General features: G+C 49.0%; 16 protein-coding genes and 1 tRNA gene. 7 read left to right on the top strand and 10 right to left on the bottom strand.

The genetic code is table 11. From position 1 onward, the window contains the following. Positions 1–30 precede the first annotated feature (30 nt). From HJV72_RS01485 to grdG, 5 genes are all read right to left on the bottom strand, one after another. Positions 31–3,402, bottom strand: a complete 3,372-nt coding sequence (locus HJV72_RS01485; protein WP_208068118.1) for a response regulator — start codon at positions 3,400–3,402, stop codon at positions 31–33. Beyond that, entirely contained in the window at positions 3,402–4,682 is a 1,281-nt protein-coding gene (locus HJV72_RS01480) for an ABC transporter substrate-binding protein (protein WP_066573133.1), read from the bottom strand. Before HJV72_RS01480 ends, HJV72_RS01485 begins: the two co-directional genes overlap by 1 nt. A 146-nt stretch (positions 4,683–4,828) precedes the next feature. Beyond that, positions 4,829–4,902, bottom strand: a tRNA-Arg gene (locus HJV72_RS01475). A gap of 95 nt (positions 4,903–4,997) precedes the next feature. Further along, positions 4,998–6,308 carry a sarcosine reductase complex component B subunit beta gene (gene grdF / locus HJV72_RS01470; protein ID WP_208068116.1) on the bottom strand — a complete coding sequence of 437 codons (1,311 nt, stop codon included), beginning with the start codon at positions 6,306–6,308 and terminating at the stop codon, positions 4,998–5,000. 17 nt (positions 6,309–6,325) lie between these two features. Further along, the gene (gene grdG, locus HJV72_RS01465; protein ID WP_208068114.1) at positions 6,326–7,609 is read right to left on the bottom strand and encodes a sarcosine reductase complex component B subunit alpha; all 1,284 of its coding nucleotides are present in this window, start codon (positions 7,607–7,609) and stop codon (positions 6,326–6,328) included. A gap of 269 nt (positions 7,610–7,878) precedes the next feature. Here grdG and HJV72_RS01460 point away from each other — a divergent pair, with 269 nt between their 5' ends. Continuing rightward, the gene (locus HJV72_RS01460; protein ID WP_208068112.1) at positions 7,879–8,742 is read left to right on the top strand and encodes a pyridoxamine kinase; all 864 of its coding nucleotides are present in this window, start codon (positions 7,879–7,881) and stop codon (positions 8,740–8,742) included. 146 nt (positions 8,743–8,888) lie between these two features. On the opposite strand, the gene HJV72_RS01455 is transcribed toward HJV72_RS01460, so the two are convergent. Beyond that, positions 8,889–9,098, bottom strand: a complete 210-nt coding sequence (locus HJV72_RS01455) for a cold-shock protein (protein ID WP_049730072.1) — start codon at positions 9,096–9,098, stop codon at positions 8,889–8,891. A gap of 274 nt (positions 9,099–9,372) precedes the next feature. Here HJV72_RS01455 and HJV72_RS01450 point away from each other — a divergent pair, with 274 nt between their 5' ends. Together HJV72_RS01450 and HJV72_RS01445 are read left to right on the top strand one after the other, a co-directional pair. Beyond that, the gene (locus tag HJV72_RS01450) at positions 9,373–9,906 is read left to right on the top strand and encodes a TIGR04002 family protein (protein ID WP_208068110.1); all 534 of its coding nucleotides are present in this window, start codon (positions 9,373–9,375) and stop codon (positions 9,904–9,906) included. 37 nt (positions 9,907–9,943) lie between these two features. Further along, positions 9,944–10,540 (top strand): TIGR04100 family radical SAM protein, encoded by a 597-nt coding sequence (locus HJV72_RS01445; protein ID WP_208068108.1) that lies wholly within the window; start codon positions 9,944–9,946, stop codon positions 10,538–10,540. 48 nt (positions 10,541–10,588) lie between these two features. On the opposite strand, the gene HJV72_RS01440 is transcribed toward HJV72_RS01445, so the two are convergent. Next, positions 10,589–13,345, bottom strand: a complete 2,757-nt coding sequence (locus tag HJV72_RS01440; protein ID WP_208068106.1) for a PAS domain-containing hybrid sensor histidine kinase/response regulator — start codon at positions 13,343–13,345, stop codon at positions 10,589–10,591. 179 nt (positions 13,346–13,524) lie between these two features. Here HJV72_RS01440 and HJV72_RS20275 point away from each other — a divergent pair, with 179 nt between their 5' ends. The 4 genes from HJV72_RS20275 (at position 13,525) to HJV72_RS01420 (ending at position 17,264) form a co-directional block, all read left to right on the top strand. Next, entirely contained in the window at positions 13,525–13,767 is a 243-nt protein-coding gene (locus tag HJV72_RS20275; RefSeq protein ID WP_208068098.1) for a GNAT family N-acetyltransferase, read from the top strand. Between the two features lie 77 nt (positions 13,768–13,844). Continuing rightward, a complete protein-coding gene (locus HJV72_RS01430; RefSeq protein ID WP_208068096.1) occupies positions 13,845–15,284 on the top strand; it encodes a GntR family transcriptional regulator in 1,440 nt (479 codons plus the stop codon). 125 nt (positions 15,285–15,409) lie between these two features. Then, the gene (locus HJV72_RS01425) at positions 15,410–15,616 is read left to right on the top strand and encodes a hypothetical protein (RefSeq protein WP_208068094.1); all 207 of its coding nucleotides are present in this window, start codon (positions 15,410–15,412) and stop codon (positions 15,614–15,616) included. Positions 15,617–15,758: 142 nt separating this feature from the next. Beyond that, entirely contained in the window at positions 15,759–17,264 is a 1,506-nt protein-coding gene (locus HJV72_RS01420) for a hypothetical protein (protein WP_208068092.1), read from the top strand. A 7-nt stretch (positions 17,265–17,271) separates the two neighbouring features. Here HJV72_RS01420 and HJV72_RS01415 read toward each other — a convergent pair whose 3' ends face one another. The 3 genes from HJV72_RS01415 to grdH form a co-directional block, all read right to left on the bottom strand. After that, positions 17,272–17,436, bottom strand: coding sequence for a hypothetical protein (locus tag HJV72_RS01415; protein ID WP_208068090.1), 165 nt, complete (start codon positions 17,434–17,436; stop codon positions 17,272–17,274). An 87-nt stretch (positions 17,437–17,523) separates the two neighbouring features. After that, positions 17,524–19,017 (bottom strand): BCCT family transporter, encoded by a 1,494-nt coding sequence (locus HJV72_RS01410; RefSeq protein WP_208068088.1) that lies wholly within the window; start codon positions 19,015–19,017, stop codon positions 17,524–17,526. A 21-nt stretch (positions 19,018–19,038) separates the two neighbouring features. After that, positions 19,039–20,343, bottom strand: coding sequence for a betaine reductase selenoprotein B (gene grdH / locus HJV72_RS01405; RefSeq protein WP_208068087.1), 1,305 nt, complete (start codon positions 20,341–20,343; stop codon positions 19,039–19,041). Between the last annotated feature and the right edge of the window lie 5 nt (positions 20,344–20,348).

The following is a 20,348-nucleotide window of genomic DNA, read 5'->3' as shown; positions in this document are numbered from 1 at the left end:
GGGTAAAGTCCAGGCCGGCTTTGCCTGGACTTATGTTTCCCCCTGACTTTGCCCTTCCTGTGATAAATATGTATATAACATCTGCCTTAACGTCCTGACATCTATCGGCTTAGAGAAGTGTGCATTCATCCCGGCCCGCAGGGCCATACGTACATCCTCGTCAAATGCATTGGCTGTCATGGCGATGACAGGCATACCCCTGACATCGTTCCGCTCAAGCAGTCGGATGTTCCTTGTCGCCTCATATCCATCCATCTCCGGCATCTGAATGTCCATCAAGATAAGATCGTAATAACCATCAGCCGATTCAGCTACTTTCATCACAGCTTCTTTGCCATCGCACGCTTCATCAACCTGCACGCCTAACTCACCAATCAGTTCCCTTGCTATCTCCCTGTTCATCTCATTGTCCTCCACAAGAAGCAGATGTTTGCCCGAAAGATCCGTCGTACTGCTAAGCTGCTCTTCTTCCTCTGCCTGCTCTCCCCTGCCGTCCAGCCTCTCCAGCAAATCAGACATTTGGGAACGATAGCACGGACGGAATAAAAATAGCGATACTCCGGCTTCAATGGCCTCATCCTCCACCTCTTTTGAATGCTGTGTCCGGAGTGCGAGTATTGGCATATCCTGGCCAACCATTTCCCGCATCTTGCGTACGGCCTCGGCTCTTTCCTCAGACGGAACCTCCCAGCCAAAGATGACAAGACGCAGATTATCTGCTGCCAGCTCCCCAGAATTACGGCATATCCGTATCATGTCGTCTGCACCTCTATACTGAACGTCAAGCCCCAGATCACCTAATATCCTTGTCACATTCCTGCAGCTGCATTTCTCGTCATCGATGATAAGACACCGTGCACCGTCCCACTCTCTGGGTCCTCCCTTATGCTGGTCTTCCTGTATCCTCAACGGAACCGTCACTGTAAAGACGGATCCTTTTCCTGGCTCACTCTCCACCTGTATGTCACCGTTCATCAGGTCAATTACATTCTTGGTGATGGCCATGCCGAGCCCGGTGCCAACCACTTTGCTGCTCGTAGAATCCTTCGCCCGCTCAAAAGGAAGAAACAGCTTGTCGAGGAATTCCTCCGACATGCCTATTCCTGTATCCGCACACCGGAAGATAAAGTTATGGTAGCTTTTCCGGCTGCTCTTATCCTGGCTTATCTTTACTTCCACGCTTCCGCCAGCTGGCGTATACTTGACGGCATTGCTCAGAATATTGACACCTATCTGCCGGATGCGTAGCGCATCCCCCACCACATTTTCATCTTCCAGTCCGTATAATTGGACGTCGATGCGTATCTGCTTCGCCTCCGCCTGGGGGCGGACAAGTTCGACCATCTCCGCCACGCTCTCTGCAAGATTAAACGGCTCATCCCCAAGAGACAGTTTCCCGCTCTCAATCCTGGACATATCCAGCACATCATTGATGAGGCTGAGCAGATGGCTGCCGGAGCGGTTGATCTTATCCAGGCATTCCCGCACCCGCTCTGTCTCGCCCAGATGGGCTTCTGCGACAGCCGTCATCCCGACGATTGCATTCATAGGCGTACGTATATCATGACTCATGTTAGACAGGAAACGGCTCTTCGCCTCACTGGCGCCCCTGGCGTTGTCCAATGCAGTCTGCAGCGCCTGCCGCCGCTGCTCTTCCTCATGCCGCTGTTCATCGGTGCGGCGGGATATAAGGATTGCCAGCTTGTCATCCGAATACGGATTGTCCACATAGATAACCTGTGTCGAGGTCCAATGGTAATTGCCATCCATGAGCTTTTGCTTCATCTCCAGAAATACTTCCTTTTTCTGCCGTCCCAATGTCTTTTCGATTCTCTCCGGCGCAAAACGGCGCCTATACTCCTCCCTATTGTCCGGATGCACGGTAGCTTCCATATTGGAGAAAAGCTCGCTGTATGTATTCTCTTCTCCGAGGTGAAGCAGCAGCCCCGATTTTACATAGATAAAGTTGACAAGGTCTCTCGTCAAGTTGACACTGATGATAACAGGATACGCATTGGATATCGCCCCTACGAGCGTCACCCTCTCCTGCAGCTGTTCTCTCTCTGCTTCCACTTCTTTCTGCTTTTCTGCCGTAATGTCATGGAACGCTGCGATTAGTACCGGATGTCCATCTTCATCGAGCGTCCTTTCTACAATGCCGGCGGCCCACATATAGCTGCCGTCCGCCTTCTTCATGCGGTTTTCAAAGGTATGCTTCCCTTCGCTGACAGCAGTATCCGCAAACAGCTGATGAATCGCCCCACCCTCTTCCTGATGGAACATCTCTTCAAGCCGGATATCTTCCAGTTTATTGTCCGGCACATCGTCCGGATACGCAAGGAGGCTCATGCCTTCTTCGTTCAGCTGGATAAGACGGTACGGCGGCTGTGCCGAGATCAGAGCGATACCCTCGGGAATAGCATTATAAAGATGGCTGATGTACTCGGCCTGGTTCCTCAGCTTTCGGTTCGTCCTGTTCGCATATCTTAAGTAAAGGACAGCAAGTATCAATATCCCGATTATGATGCTGGCAATCAGAACCATGGAGCGGAAGATGATATCATTCGTCTGCGCACTGACGACGCCCTCCGGAATAATAGATACGAGGAACCAGTCGGATTCGAGCTCCAATGGAGTATAGCAAAATACCGTCGTTTCACCTTTATAGTCAAAAACTGCCCATCCGGTTCTTGCATCCTCCAGCGACTGTGCAAATTCTCTGACACTCCCCGCATCATTGTCCGATGCCCTCAGGATATCGAACAGGTTCTTGATTGTCTTATTGCTGTTGTGATGGGGAGAACGAATAAGCACATCTCCTCCGGCATCCACGACATATGAAAAGCCGGCATCGTTATAAAATGACAGGCTGAAACTGCCTACAATGCTTTCAACTTCATATTCCTTCAGTACATATCCTTCTGTCCCGTCCTTCAACGTAACTTTCACAAAGACGTCAAATACATTCATTCCTGTAACGCTGCTGATGTGAGGATTGATGATTCCCTCTTCTGCATCTGACTCCAGCAGCACACTCACTGCCCCGCTGTCTCTCGCCATGTCTGGGCCGACAGCATTACCATTCTCCAGATACAGGCTCACGCCCTCCTCGATCTCGCTGAAATTTTGTACCACGTATATTATCTCTTCGGCCTGCTCCAGAGAATATCCCTCAATATGTTCTGCCAGACTCTGAATAGACATTATGTCATCCTGAAGCTGTACTTTTAGCGTAGTACATCCCTGCCGGGTGCTTTCCATGATTGTCTCCACAGATTGTTCCCACAGCTGCTGCTTCACAGCCTGAATAAAGAAAAAAGTCAGTACGCAAAGAATGGCCCCGACGCATGCGGCGGCCAGAGCTACTTTTTTCTTCGTACTTCCGTTTCCCTTTCTCTCCATTATTCCTGCGTGCTCCCTTCTTGTCCGGCTTGCGTGTCCATCCAGTCCATAACCGCATCAAGCGGTTCGCCGGAAAGCAGCCCGACAGACGCCTGTGCCGTCAGTTTCCAGATAGGCATGTCCAGCTTCCCATCGGCGCCTAAGACCGTCCTGCCGGACTGGTAGCACGGGATAAGAGGCCGAATCTCTTCTACAGAGGACGGGCTGCCTTCTTTGAGGGGGCTGAAAGATGCCTGCTGGTCTGCGAACTTCTGTATATTATCTGCACCGGTAAAATATTCTACGAACCGTTCCGCCTCCTCTACATGTTCGCTGTCAGCATTGACACTTAAGCGGGTATCCGCATTGATGACGACAAGCGGTCCATCATCCAGCAGGGGATACGGGACAACCTGAAATGAAAGATTCGGTTCCATCATCTTGACCCTCCCCGCAGCCCACGCACCCGTCAGCATAAACGGGGACTCCCCCTTCACAAACTGTTCCAAATCATCAGAGGTCTTCTCCGTGTGCAAGGCAGCCTGTGCGTCTATATATCCCTTCCGTACAAATTCTTCCGCCAGGGAAAATCCCGAGGACAGATAAGTGCTTAAACTTTCCTCTTCTGCATTCAGGCTTTCAAACACCTCATTCTCCCGTCCTTCCTGATACACCTCGTAAAATCCTCTGCCTATAGCCAGCGTCTTCAGTGAAATGTCGTTATTGGCGATGACCGGAGTCATGCCCTTTCCCTTAAAATAATCAAGCACCTGAACCCACTCGTTCAGATTATCCGGCACCTTCTGCCCGTTTTCCTCCAGCAGATCCATATTACAGTAAAGGCCGAACACAGACACCGTGGTGGGCACCCAGTATATCTTTCCGTCTTCATCCATCTGGTCAAGCATAAGGCCTGTATATCCCGATATCGTCTTCAAGCCGGACAAATCCGCAAGCTTCCCATCTGCCGCCAGGTCCAGAACGACATCGTGGTTTACCATAAATACATCGGCACCTTTTTCTGCAGCCATACGCTTTTCAAGGGCTTCAAAATATTCACTGCCCTTCAAGCTCTCATATGACACCCTGATATCTGGATTCTCCTTCATAAAATCGGATATAATCTCTTCAATTACAGCGACATTCTCCGGCTCATATTTATTGCCAAAAAACGTGATATCAACGATATCCCCCGTCTCATCATCATAATTTACAACTTTGTTCTTTTCACCGCATCCGCCTAATATAAGGCCGCACGACAATAGGAACACGCAAGCCGCCATGGCGATTCTTCTTCTCATATCCTGTCCTCCGCAGCATCTATTCCTATGAAAAATTATACCATAGAAGCCTCTATTAATCCATCCATTTAGCTTGCCCCTTAGCATATCCTTCATCTGCATACAAAAAAGCCTTTGCAGACTTCTGTCATACAAAGGCTTTAAAACGTGGGCGAGAGGATTCGAACCCCCGACCTTTTGGTCCGTAGCCAAACGCTCTATCCAGCTGAGCTACGCCCACATATTATATACGCTGCTCATTTGCAACGTATATAATATTAACGCATCCAGCTTGTTTTGTCAATACGCCTGCCACACTTTTTTAGTAATTCAAAGCTATTTCTCAAATACCGTCTGCTCCTCCACCGGCGTCATCAGAGCTTTCAATGCCCTCTCGACGAGCTCCCTTCTGATTTTCCTACTCTTATCTTCCCCAAGGTTCGGGTCACCGAGCGGATATGGGATTCCGACCGCGGGCACGATTCTGTTCGCCCCGATTGTCAGTGAGATTGGAACGACAGTGGCGATATGCACGACAGGGATACCCGCACGCTCAATCTCTTTTACCATCGTTGCACCGCAACGCGTACAGGTGCCTCAAGTAGAAGTCAGAATGACAGCCCCGATATGGTCATCCAGCAGCTTCTTGACAAAATCCCTGCCGAATCCCCTGGCATTCCCTGTTGATGTCCCTGTCCCTGTAGTCGTGATGAAATAATCCGCCAGACCACCGATTACGCCTTCCCGTTCCATCTCTCGCAGTACGTCAAGCGGGACGACCAGGTCCGGGTCCTCCGTGACAAACGCCCTGTCGTATCCACCGTGGATCGTCATGAAGTCTCCCTTATCCATATGGTCCATACCCTTGATACTATAGATGCCATACTTGGTGGCACTGGAGGATTCTATATGGTCCGGATTGCCATGGGGGACGATTCCGCCTGATGTAACGATTGCAATCTTGATCTTACTCACGTCCTCAACCGGAGGCAGCGGCGGCACACGGTCAAAGACCGGCATCGGATATTCTGTCTTGCATTCCTCTCCCCGCATCTTCCTGACAAGCAGGTCTACCGCCCGCTCAGAGCCTCTCTGCTCATGAAAATAGTTTACCCGTATCCCTCTCTCCAGATATCCTTCTTCCTCCGGCCCCAGGATCTTGGCGCCTTTGGCCAGCTTCTCTCCTACAGCCGCCATCTTTTTGACTGCCTGGCGCATTCCTGCGGCTGAATTCTTCGTCTTTATGATAATGAGATCCTTGCGGAACATATCGGCGCCCGGATTCTCCTCATACATGCCGGTCAGCACCGGTATATGTAGTTGTTCTTCGACCGCGCCGGCTATCGTGCCGCAGGCGACCCCATACCTTCCCGCATTAAATGCAGGACCGGCAATGAACATCTGAGGGCTGTACGGCCTGATCATTTCAAGAATCTTATCTTTTGCCTCTTCTATATGTTCGCCAAAATAGTTGTCTCCACATATGACGGTAGCAGCTATCTCATATTCCTCGCCAAAGGCTTCTGCAAGCGCGATGCCCGGTCCCACGGCGCCTTCCCTGATTTCAGGCTCCATGCCTGCCGCCTCTTCTCCTCCGGCCCCGGCAAAAAAGTTATTGATATAATGGACAATTCTGATATTAGACATCCGCCATTCCTCCTTTCTTAGTACGTACGCGCAGCCAGATGGTTATAACCGTTGGCTATCGTAGACGCTATGATAATCTGAAGCTCCGCATCGATGCTGCCGTCCGGCTTCAGGCTGCCTTCATAACCGCCGATCATCGTCTCAACGAACTCCAGCGTACCTATCACTTTGTCCATCGGCGGGAAATGGATGATGACATTCCCCTGCCCGCATGAAACGACCGTATCCGCCTCCGGTACCGCATCCGCCAGCGACTGTGACTTACCGTCACGGCCCGGAAATTCATCGGTTACGAGTACGACCTTCGCGCCAGCGAGGGTGGCTTTCTTACAGTTCATCATCAGATCCGTATCCGGATTGCCATAGCCTTCTTCTGTGATAATCACTCCGTCAAGTCCAAGGAATCCCACCAGCTTGCCAACCATATCGGAACAACGTTCCTTGTCTGCCAGAAAGACATTCTCATTTGTGAGGATGACACCTATAAAATTCAGGTCCCTGCCGTGTCTCTTATACAAGTCCTCAATCACCGGATTGTTCAGATGGTGGAATGTCGTCACCTTGTCGCACGGCGCCACGCAGTTGCCGCTCACGATGGCCCCGTCCATGATCTCTGTCGGATACATGAATGTCGGTAAGAACTTTTTAGCATCCACTCCGTAATAATATGTATCATGCAGAAGCCCTTGTGACTGGAGCATATGGATATAGCCTACCCTCGGAAGATCCGGATATTGGGCCACCTGCTCCGGATATGGCTTTGTCTCGTATACGACCACTTCCTCCGGATCGACGTCTCTTGCAGCCTCTCCAATATAGGCCGCCACCTTAAGGCCTGCGAGGCGCCCGGCGGTCTCATGTTCATGAGGGTCAATCCCGTCTTTGGCATGGAATATGACACAGACATTGTTCGTCTTCGAAAACGGTGTATACTTAGCCGCTTCGCCGGACATATCTATGATTCCCTCCTGAAAGCCGACTATCCTTCCCGACGTGACGACTGCCGCGCCCACAAGCGCATGTGTCCTGCCTTCCCCCACCTGCTTCACCTTACTGATGATACCAGGGAAGAGACCGCCTCCGTCCACTTTCACGCGAGGCTCGATGACATCTTTGACCGGTGCGATTCGGACAGATTCCCCTGGCCTTGCAAGCTCCACTTCCGCCGACACGAGCCGGTCGTCCTCAAGTACCAGGTCGATAACTTCCTGTCTGCATATGTAGAGGGTGCCGTTCTCTACATAGGTCCGTTCTGCAAACTGAACATCATGAATGAATATTTTTCCCAGTTCCAGTTTCACTTTTTTCCCTCCTTTTCAAAAAAGAGAACATCAAGAATAATGTCCCCTTACGCCATAAATAAACTGCCGATTTTCTTATATCTTCATAATAGTCTAAACATTCTTAAATTGCAACACTTTTCCTTTATATTGAATTTTCTTCCGTTATATAGAACCAAAGTCAAATACAGACCTTTTCAAATAACGCCGGTTAGTGGTAAAATAACTTCATGGCGTACCGCAGGCACTGCGGCGCGCGTCAGTAGAAATCAATAAAGAAGGATAATACTATGACTAAGAAAATTGCGATTATCAATGATCTATCCGGGTTTGGCCGCTGTTCTCTTACCGCCGCCATCTCCGTTACTGCTGCCATGGGGGTACAGCCCTGCCCGCTGCCTACCGCCGTCTTAAGCGCTCAGACAGGATATCCGAGCTATTACTGCGATGACTATACCGATAAGATGGAACACTTCCGCCTCGAGTGGAAGAAGATGGATGCCCATTTTGACGGCATATATACCGGCTTTGTCGCAAGCGAGAGACAGATCTTGCATATCTTTGATTTTATAGAGACGTTCTACAAAGAAGGGACTTTCCTCATCGTAGACCCTGTCATGGGAGACAACGGCAATACATATGCCATGTTTACAGAAGAGCTCCGCAGACAGATGCGCAGGCTGACACTTAAGGCTGATATCATCACCCCTAACCTTACTGAGCTGTGCCTGCTTGCAGATATAGACTATCATACGCTGGCGCATATAGAAGACTGCAGCCGTCTGATAGATGCTGTCGGCCGGACAGGCAGAGAGCTGTGCAAGGAAGGGCCTGAGAAAATTATCGTAACCGGCATCCGTCATCATGACGAAAACGGTACTGAAATGATGGGGAATCTTTATATCTCAGAAAAGGACTGCCATCTTGCTTCATTCCCATACATCGGAGGCAGTTATTCGGGTACAGGGGATCTGTTCGCCTCGTGTCTCGCGGCCGGCATAGCCAGAGGGGATTCCATACCATCTATTATGAATTTGGCAGGAGAATTCCTGGAACTGGCTCTTGCAGATTCCGTAAAAGAGCAGATACCCAGAAATGACGGGGTCAATTACGAAAAATACCTGCATATGCTCTTCCGGCGAACTTCGCAATAAGCGGAATAAAAACAGCCTGCACTTCCGTAGAAGTGCAGGCCATAATCCTCTAAATTATCAAAAATACAAATATTCAAATGAAAGTATAACTCTTCTGCTCTGAAACATATTTCTTAATAATTCTTATACCGGACTTAAAATATAGACTAAGCTGTGCAGACGTTAACTGCTTTCAGCTTGCTGCTGTCTTTCGGATCTGTCTCTGTATCGAAAGTCACTTTCTGTCCTTCTTCCAGAGTCTTAAATCCGTTAGAAACGATTGCTGAAAAATGTACGAATACATCTCCGCCCTGGTCATCTGTAATAAATCCAAATCCTTTTTGTGAGTTAAACCACTTAACTGTACCGCTGTTCATTGTCAGTACCTCCATTTAATAATATTTGTATCTGAGATAATAAAAAAAGTACCTTATCTTGTAAATCATCCTGAAACGACTTACAAACATAGGTACGATTCAAATCTCATTGATTACCTTTTTACATTAACACATCTTCTATAAAAAGTAAAGGATTATTTCTATTTTTTTCTCTTGTCCAAACTGGACTGCTCAAATATGTTATATCTGGACTTTTTAATCCGTCCACTTTGGTGTTATCATTATCTCCAGACATAGAAAGGACTGATGGAATATGAAACAGTATGAACAACACGGGAGACAGGTCCCGCTCCTTACCGTCACCGGGCTTTTCGCAGCCATGGTTACAATCATGACGGCCTACATTTTCCACATACCCTATGGAACGAACGGGGGCTATATACATTTCGGAGACGCGCTCATATATATTGCTGCCGTCCTGCTGCCAAGACCGTATGCTCTGGCCGCGGCGGCTATCGGCGGAGGGCTCGCGGATATGCTCACCGCCCCTATGTGGGCTCCCGCCACCATTCTTATAAAAATGTTGATCGTCCTTCCTTTTACGAGCCATAAGGGGCGTATGCTCAGTCCGAGGAATGTGGCTGCCCCATTTATCGCGGCGCTCATATCCGCAGCCGGCTACTATCTGGCCGAGGGAATCTTATTCGGATCCTTCCTCTCACCGATAGCATCGCTAACCGGCAGCGCCATACAGTCAGGAGGAAGCGCTGTCATTTTCCTCATAGCTGCCGTGGCACTTGACAAGATACACATCAAGAACCGCACCAACCAGCTGCTGTTCCAGTGACTGGTCGACTAGAACCATAGAAGAAGGAGATGTTAAGATGGCCGATATATTATACACTTACAAACATCAGGTATACGCCAATATCACGAACAAATGCGACTGCCGCTGCACGTTCTGCATACGAAGCCACGAAGACACTGTAGGCGATGCAGAGACGCTCTGGCATAAGACGGACCCCACCCTGGAAGAGATTACAAGGGCCATGGATGCATTTGACTTTACGGGCTTTGAAGAGCTTGTCTACTGCGGCTACGGGGAACCAACATGCGCACTGGATAACCTCATTGCGTCGGCAACATACGCCCGGCAGAAATATGGGGTGCGTATCCGGGTCAATACGAACGGCCTCGCCAACCTGTATCACCAGAAAGATATCATCCCACTGCTTTCTGAAGCTGTGGACGCGGTATCCATCAGCCTGAACGCCCCCACAGCGGAAGCGTATGACAAAGTGACGCGGCCACAGTTCGAAGGCGCTTTTGACGCGCTGCTTCAATTTGCATCCCGATGCAAAGAATATATTCCCGATGTCAGGCTCACTATCGTAGACATCCTTCCCCCGGACGAGATAGATGCCTGCCAGAAGCTGGCCGATTCGCTTGGCGTTACATTAAGAATCCGGGCGTATGCGTGACAGTTGAATCTCTGCCCGGAGTCCATATAGACTTACGGGCAGACGGGCCTACCGGCCGATACACTTTTCTATCGTTGCCACTAATCTATCCATGTCTATCGGCTTTGACACATGGGCATTCATACCTGCATTCTGTGCCTTCCCTATATCGGCTACAAATGCATTGGCCGTCAGAGCAATAATCGGAACAGATGCCGCATCTTTCCGGGACATCTCACGTATTGCGGCAGTGGCTTCATATCCATCCATGACCGGCATCTGTATGTCCATCAGCACCGCCGTGTAATACCCTGGTTCCGATTCCCGGAACATCTGCGCTGCAACCGCTCCGTTCTCTGCCGAATCGACAGCGATTCCGCGCATTTCAAGCAGTTCCACCGCAATTTCCCTGTTGATCTCATTATCCTCTACCAGCAGCAGTCGTCTGCCGCGAAGTATGCTCTGCCCTTCTTCCGGTTTTATACGCTCCGCCTTTTTATTCTTCTTCGTGCAAAACATTTTTAAAACATGCAGCACCTTCGATTGGAACAGCGGTTTTGTTATAAAAGCGTCGGCACCTGCCTGTATAAATTCTTCTTCAACACCGGAGTAATCGTATGCCGATATGATAATTATAGGAATATTCGTTGCTACCTGCTTCCGAATAGCCTTTAACGTCTCCAGGCCATCCATCCCAGGCATCTGCCAGTCCAGTATGACTGCGAAGAAATCATCGGACCGCTTTTCAGCTTCTACGATACGCCTGACCGCTTCGGTCCCGGATAATACCCAGTATCCCTTCATTCCCAGTTCATTCAGCATGACGGCCGCACTTTCGCAGACTATCTGGTCGTCGTCCACAATCAGGACCGGAAGTCCAAGCAGCTCTTCATTACTGTCCATCCTTCCATTCTGCAGCTGGAGAGGTAGCGATACCGTAAAGCAGCTTCCCTCACCAAGCCTGCTCTTTACGTCAATCGTTCCGTTCATCATGGTGACAATATTTTCTGTTATAGATAATCCAAGCCCCGTACCCTGTGTCTTGCTGTCCCGTACTTCCTCTGCCCGTGTAAATGGTTCGAACAGATGAGGCAGATAGTCCTCGGACATGCCAATTCCATTATCTTTAAACACGAACTCATACCAGCCTTTCTCCGGGATAAGAGAGGGAAGTTCGTTGATTTCCAGGCTGATTTCGCCCCCTGCAGGCGTATATTTCATTGCATTCGAAAGCAGATTCGCAAACACCTGCCTTAAGCGATCCCCGTCTGCAACAACCTTCTCATGCCGTACCTGCCCGACAACGACATGGAACTTCTGCCGTTTCTCTTCCATCAACGTCCGGAACATGTCGCATGTATTCTGGATAAGCTCCGGAAGTTCCACACATTGGGGCGTCAGATCGATTCTTCCGCTTTCTATCTTGGACATGTCCAGGACTTCGCTGATCAGGCTCAGCAGATGGCGGCTCGCCACTTTAATCTTCTTCAGACAGTCCTTCACTTTTTCTTTCGAATCCAGATTCGCTTCTGCGATTGCAGTCATGCCAATGACTGCATTCAAGGGCGTGCGGATATCATGCGATATGGCAGACAGGAAGTCCGTCTTCGCAGAATTGGCCGACTTAAGCGATTGAAATGCGTCCTCCAGCGCTATATGCTGCCGTTCTTGTTCTATCCGGTCTTCCGTTATGTCTATCCCTACGCTATAAATGGAAGGTATGCCGTCCCAACTGTCTTCGCCGCTTATATAGCTGAATGTGACCGTCAGTATCTTCTTTTCTGCGCCGGGGGGAGTTACGACCAATTCCATAACCGAGCTCTGCCCGGTTTCCGTCAGCCCTCTCAACGTCTCTTTGATGCGTTGCAGCTCATCTCCTTTTATATATGCAGCGGCAGATACATCCGTAATATTACTGTTATCTTCCTCACAGCCGAGTAGCCTGGAAAAACCTGCTCCATGCCACAGGATAGTCTTATAGTCCCTTGCGTCCAGCCTGCAGAATACTCCTGGTATCGTACCGATAATCGTCTCTCGCTCCTGGTCTTTCTTCGCCAGCTTATATTCGGTGCTCAGCATATCGCAGCTTAATTCTATCCGTGCACGCCGTCCATTCCATTCGATAATACGGTTCTTAATCATAAATGTACGGCCCAATACCTTGTTATCAAATTCCCATTCGTAGAATCTATCTTTGCTCAGATATGGATTTGTACAGAACGGACACGGTTCGCTCCTATCCTGAATCACCTCATAACATTTTCTGCCAATGAGCTTTTCCTTCGGGGCCTTAAGCGTCGTACAGGCCGACCGGTTCAGATAAAGCAGCTCATAAGACTCCATATCGCAGATGTAGATGTTGCCGGCGTACTCCTCCATCATCCATTCAAAATACCGTGTCTTTTCCTCTTGCGGACGGTAGGCATCATTGATGTCGGTTATGGCAAGCACGGCTGACGGTCCATCCCCCTCATCCCCTTTCGTGACGGCTGTCGCCATATGTACCCAGATGGGGGAGCCGTCCTTAACCGGCATGCGGCAGATAAACCTGTGGCTTTCTGTCAGGGCGTCGGGGGCGTCAAGCCACTCTTTTTCAATATGCCTATAATCCAATGGACAGTGCCTATAATATTCCTTCAGACTGCCGTACCCGGACAGCAATTCCTCTTCCGTCAATCCAGTGCTTTCATAAAAGCCAGAATCCGCCCACAGAATTGTCAGTTCGTCATCAAACCGGCATTTGAGGAAACTGATTCCGAGTCCTTCACATCCCGCTGCCCCGTTGACCGGCACGGGCCTCTCTTCTGGCCCCCCTGCTTTTATCATATTCTCATTCTCCATATCTCGTAGCCAGAGCACAGATGTCTCTTTTCTTCTGCCCTGGGGACTCCTTTCTCATCTTGGGTAACCTGCAAGACGCCTGCAATTCAATTAAGCATCACCTTGTCCACATCCAACCTTAATTCGTTAATTATAGCAAAAGACAGCACTTCTGGCAACCCGGGATGGCAAAGAATGTGCTTAATTATAGATTTGACCATTATACAGTGTTACACTATAATAAAAGGAGACACAGCGGGTACATGACGGAAGCGGTGCAGGTCATGTGCAAGTGGGCATTGAAACAAGAAAATGTGACTCATATCATCGCGGAAACAGACGTTGACGGATTTGCCTCACAATGCATTTTGCAACGGAGTGGCTTCGTTGAAATAAAGCGGGCAGAAACCATTTGGTGGCGATTATAAATATGCTGCTGATCGCACCTCTATCATATGAATAAATAATATATGTTACGATGATGAAACAGCAGGAGGAATAACCTTTGCAAAATGAAACAAGCCTACAATTTATTATATATGATATATTCAAGACACAGATAGAATTTGGAACTTACCGGTATGGCGAACGTCTTCCTAAGATAGAGGATACGTGCACTCTACTGATGGTCTCGCTGGATACGGTCCGGTCTGCCTACCGCCGTCTTCAGAGGGAAGGCTATATCACTTTATCGAAAAACACAGGTTCCATTGTCAAGACTGATTATCCAGAGACAGAAATCGAACAGCATATCCAGTCTTTTTTTGCCAGACGCAAAGATGCCTTTATGGATCTTCTCCAAAGTATGCCCATCTTGTTCGGCAACATCCAGCTTGCGGCATGGAAGAATGTTTCTAAGGATAAGTTAGACAGTCTGGAAAAGCTGATTGCATCACGGCAGGTCCATCCGTCCTACCTCATTATGCAGTATCTGAACCTGATTTATGGTTCGCTTGGCAATCCGCTTCTGATGCGCCTCGTCCAGAAGATTTGCATCCAATATATGATACCATTTTTCAGCCTCAAAGATTACCGTTCCTATATAGATGCCGAGACAGATGCCGTCTTCTTCAGAACAGGTCTTTGCCGTAGGAAAGACTGGGCCGCGCTTTACACCGCTTCTATGGACTTTATAGATATTTACACCACAGCCGTACAAAACTTCTATGAAAGCAGAATTACAGGTGCTCTTCCCCTGCAGCAGGCTGCATTTACATGGAGCAGCTATAAAAAGACCTCTCAGATCTGCTACAGCCTGGCCCTTGATCTTATGACCACGGTGGGAAGAGGCGGTTACAAAGAGGGAGATTATCTTCCTTCAATTGGCAGGCTCGCAGAGGAGAAACAAGTGTCTGTCAGCACAGTACGCCGGACGCTCTCGCTGCTGAACAGCATCGGCATGACAAGGTCCGTCAATGGTGTTGGCACTCAGATACTGGGCGTGGACCAGATTGAGGCGAACTGCGGATGGACGGAGCCCCAGGTAAAGAAACTCCTGACAGACTTTACATATAGCTTTCAGATCTTCCTCCTTTCCTGCCGGGACACGGCGACGGCAGCCTTCTCTTACGCAGATGAAGAATGTATCCTTTCCTATATAAGCCAGATTGACCTGTTTAAAAATGTCAATAGGCCGGATCTGATTACATCCTATTCACTTAAGTTTATCGCACAGGCCGCACCATATCAGACCATCAGAACCGTCTATCATGAGCTGTTCCAGCAGCTGCTCTGGGGATATCCGATGAGAAGCAGGTTAGGGGACCAGGACGCCATCAACTCCTACTATCTCCCCTATCTTGATGATATGGCCGTATGCCTCAAACGTTCTGACGCAGAAGGTTATGCTATGATATTAGAAGAACTTCTTCAGCATCAGGCAGAAGTTATATTGGATGTGCTTATGGAACTGAAATATACCGAAGCTTGCATTCCTCTGACATAATCATGTGAAGATTTATTGATTTTGCAGCATGGATAAGGTATAATGTGGACAGGGTATGCTGTAAGTACGCTTTTAGTTCACAGGCGGAAGACCCACGAACCAACACGCTGGCGGAGGTGATTCCTATGGATGAGATGGAACGGGCAATACAGAGAGCATTCATAAAAGAAGCAAAACAGATGGAACGGGAATTGAGCCAAACAGCATATGGTACGCCATCCATAAGGGTCATAGATAAGATGCGTAAAGCTGTAGGCAGAGCTATCGAGGAATACGAGCACAGAAGAACCGGCAAATCTCCCGGCTATAACGTACAGAATAAGAAGAGCTGACGCACGAGCTGATTGTGCGCAGCTCTTTTTTTGTTACATGATTTGAAGCAAATCTCGTTAACTGTCAAGGATATCACTTATGTAAGGTATGCTGCTGACGATATTCATAGTAAGAGACTATCGAGAAGAGGAGAGGATGCACATGGATATACAGGCCCTTCCCCATTCCACTACGGAACAGACGGACAGCACTTCGACGTCTGCGGCTGATATTGCGGCTGATATAAGCAGCAGCCAGTCCAGAGCTGAAATGGAGTTTATCGAACACGCAGAAAAATCATGTACAAATGCCGCGCAGAGGAACGATTCCGCCGACATCTCAAGAGAAAGCAAGACCAGCGGTACTGAAGAAGCAGATACCGCAAGGAAAATTGCACGGCTTTTGGAAAAGCTCAGCGTATGGCAGACATATCCTAACACTTCTCTTGAAAATGAGCTGGCCCGGCTGAAAGAGCTATACACGGATATCCTGAAGCATATTATCCAGCTTACAGGCAACGAGGAACAGAAAAGGCTGCTCAGTCTGCTGGAGACATATCTGCTGGAAAACCTGGAGAAGCTGACACAGAAGCATTTTAATACCCTGGACAGCTTTTTCCAACGATTTGGCGAAAGGCAGCACCGAGTCAGTCTGTATAACAGTCTGTTTCAGTACGCCACCGGAAGGACGCTGCCCCCGGATAAGGTCAGCCGGTTTCTATTAAAGGAGCATTCTTCTTTTGCAGATCATTTCAGCGGGAAAGAGACGGCTTCGAAAAATGTGCGTGAGGGAATCGTATACTTCAGAAGTCCATCCGAAAAGGAAATACCTTACAGCAAGGCATTCAGCAGAAAACAATTATTAGAATCTGATTATTGGCAACGTGTATATCAGGAGCCTCTGCATCATGCAGAAGGTCCTGTCTCCAGAGACCTGTTCTCCGAGAACAAGCCAACACTTAATATGTTATACCAGGTGCAGGATCTAAGGACGGCAGAAAAGTTTCTGACAGAGCTTCTCGGCAAAGGAAATCTGCTGATGCACCCGGAAATGTCAGCATGCAACAGCCAGATCAAAGGATTTCTGGCCGCCGCCACCTGGCTGAAGACCGATGCCTTCCTGCAAGCATCCGGGATACAGAAAGGGTTGTCAGCCAGCATATCGCAGGCTGTCGACAAGCTGCTGCTCGTCTATATCAACAGCGTAGCAGGTCCCGGTCGTTCCGCTGCTCTTGCAGACCTGCCCAAAGATATAGTCCCACAGAAAGAAAGCTGTGGAACTATAGTCTCCGATATATACTGCCGCCTCAGAATCATCTGCCTGAAAGAGCAGAATGCCGGGAGCGCTCTTACAGCAGCACTGAAATATGCATACGCACAATATGTGAAGCAGAATGAAAACGGAGGGTTCTTTTTCAAGCACCCTGGCATGGAAAAAAACGAATGCCGAAAAGGCTATCTGCTTCTCAGGAAAGACTGGAAACAGTTTGTCGACGGACTTCCGGTCCCCTTGAGGACAAGACAGGAGCTGGAGGAATCCTTTAACAGCCCCTGGGGCGCTTACGTGTCTCCCCTTAATCCGCTTTATAACCCGAAAGCCGCTCATCCTGCCATCCTCGGCGGCATCATTACTGCTGGGATTATCATTGCCTTGTGCCTGTTTACCTAGGCACTTCCTACAGCTGATCCCACCGGGCTTTGATTTCCGCCCTTTCCTTTTCTCTTTCCTGTTCCTTCTGTCCCTTCTTCCGATTAACGGAATCTATAATCTCCAATGCAATCAGCAAGATTCCGTTTATCCCGATAATGATAGGTATCGTTAACGCAATAATATTGGCCATAGCTACTCCTCCTATATGCCTGAAGCAAATGTTTTCTTGTGTTAACAGACACTATAGCACGAAGCGTTTGTAATTTATAGGGAGTCTCTATACCTTTTCCTTCTTAACTGCTTTTATAAACGATGCGCATGCCGCAAACATGATAAAAATAAACGGAAATGCCGCTGCCAGCGATATCGTCTGCAATGGCTTCAGGCCACCCGCCATAAGCAGCCCTACGGCCATGACGGACTGGATGATTCCCCATAATATCTTCTTACTGTTGGGGGGATTGATACTTCCCCCGGTCGTAAGCATGGATAGCACGTAGACACCGGAATTAGCTGATGTGACGAAAAATGCACAGAGAGAAACCATTGCCACGATTGACAGCAGGAATCCCAAAGGATACTCCTGTAGTACCGCAAAAAGCCCTACTTCCGGGGTTGCAACCGCTTCTTTTAATGTCTCTATGGCCAGGATGCCTTTCTCTCCCAGATTGATTCCAAGGTTCCCGAAGACAGCTCCCCACACACAGGACGCCAGTGCCGGTACGAGCACAACTCCAAGGATAAACTCCCGTATGGTACGTCCCTTTGATATACGGGCGATAAACACTCCCACGAACGGCGCCCAGGCGATAAACCAGGCCCAATAGAAGAGCCTCCAGCTACCAAGCCAGCTGTTGTCACCATATGCGGCCACCTTAAGAGCATCGGGTATAAAATTTCCGATATACTGGCCCATCCCGTTTACGAAGCTGTCCAGCGTCTCTATCTTCGGCCCCACGAGGAAACATACTACCATCAGCCCGACTGCAACATATAAGTTCGTATCAGATATGATCTTAATCCCTTTATCGATTCCTGATACCGCTGAAGAAATATATATCACAGACACCACTGCTATAATGATAATCTGAACGAAGAGATTGACTGGTATGCCAAATAAATGATGGAACCCCGCACTAATCTGCATGGTGCCCAGACCAAGAGAAGTGACGACTCCGGCCACAGTCGCAAATACCGCCAGAATATCAACGAGCTTTCCAAGCCAGCCTCCCGCCAGCTTCTCACCGATAAGCGGTTCCAGAATACTGCTGACCAGTCCCTTTTTATTTTTACGGAACATGAAGTATGCAAGCGCCAGCCCGATAACCGCATAGTTGGCCCATGGCAGTATCCCCCAATGGGTGAAGAAAGACTTTATGGCAAAATCAGCCGCCTCCGGCGTGGCTCCTTTCATTCCCCCGGGATTCAGATAGTGGGTCAAGGGCTCTGCAACGCCCCAGAACACAAGCCCTACCCCCATACCGCATCCAAAGAGCAGTCCAAACCATGTGATGTTCCTGTATTCAGGCCTGGAATCATCTCCGCCAAGGCGAATCTTGCCATACTTCCCAAATGCGATATAGACGACAAACACGAGAAATACAATCATCGCCAGCAGATACAGCCATCCGAAGTCCGTTGTCAAAAATGTAAATGCTGCATCGGATACCGCTGTAAAGCTTGCATTAAATGCAACAGACCAGACCGCCATAAGCGCAATTATGATGAGTGAAACGTAGAACACCGGATTCCCCGATTTCTTTTTTTCCATATCCATTCTCCTTATCACTTCCTATACCCGGAATACGGTCTGTTCTTTGATATCTGTCGCAAGACTCTCAAGGGCCACTTTTGTCCTGTGGTACCGGAGCTTCCATTGGTCCTCCCTGGAAGTGCCCGGATCTCCAAGCGGATACGGAATTGAGATAGTTGGTACGATTCTGTTGGCCCCGACAGTCTTTGCCACTGGTATCAGGTTACACATCTGCACGATTGGAAATCCTGCTTTTTCAAATTCTTTTACCATCGTTGCACCGCAACGAGTACAGGTGCCTCATGTGGAGACCATGATGACTGCATCTACATGGTCTTCTTCAAGGTATGGAATCATTTCGCCGGCCATCCTCTGCGCTTCTGCCTGTGTCGTCCCCGTTCCTACCGTCGAATAAAAGTAAGGATGCAGACTTCCATATACTCCCTCTTTTTCCAGCACCTTTAATGCATCAACCGGTGTGATGACATTGGGATCTGCATCTGCAGCAGTCGGATCGAATCCTGCGTGAATCGTCTTATACTCTCCGCTACATAGCTGTGCGGAGTCTGTTATGTCATATCTGCCCCACCGGGTTGCAGATGCGGACTGGATGCGGTCCGGATTCTCTGCCGGTACGATACCTCCGGTAGTAACCAGCGCTATCCTGGCCCGCGTCAGGTCTTTCACGGCAGGTGCGATTGGAACACGGTCCATTTTCGGGATAGGAAGTTCTGTCTCAAAGGCTTCTCCGCTTAACTTTTTGACGAGCATCTCAGCCATACGTTCACTGGCCGGCTTACCGTCCGCACGCCACACCTGGCGCCGTATGCCTCTTGGAAAGTAGCCTTCTTCCGCTGCACTTCCTACCGGCTCCCCGTTTATCAGCTTATTGGCAACCGAGACCATCGCACTTACATCTTTTCGCATCTTTGCCGCAATATTCCCGCCCTCTAATATGTACATTTCTTTCTTGAACATCTCCACGCCAGGGTTCTCTACGTTCATAGATGTCACAACCGGGACGCCAAATTTTTCCTGGACGGCCTTGCATATCGTCCCGCAGGCGACCCCGTATCGTCCGGCCTGAAATGCCGGACCTGCCAGAAATATACCGAATTCCTTGTCTTCCAGCATACCAAGTATCTCAGCGACCGCTTCCTCCGTATTGGAACCCATGTAATTGTCCCCGCAGATTATTGTATGGGTAATCTCGGCATCCAGACCTTTCGCAAACTGCATTGCCGGACCTATCTGTCCTTCATGTATCTGGGGCGCGGTCCCTGCCTGCTCCTCCCCGCCAATCTGACCAAAAAACTGATTTACATATAGAATTGCTTTTTTCATCGCAC

The organism is Extibacter sp. GGCC_0201 (assembly GCF_017566055.1).
Classification (GTDB): Bacteria; Bacillota; Clostridia; order Lachnospirales; family Lachnospiraceae; genus Extibacter.
The sequence above is the reverse complement of the archived record's forward strand: the minus strand, read 5'-3'. Positions and strand labels throughout refer to the sequence as shown.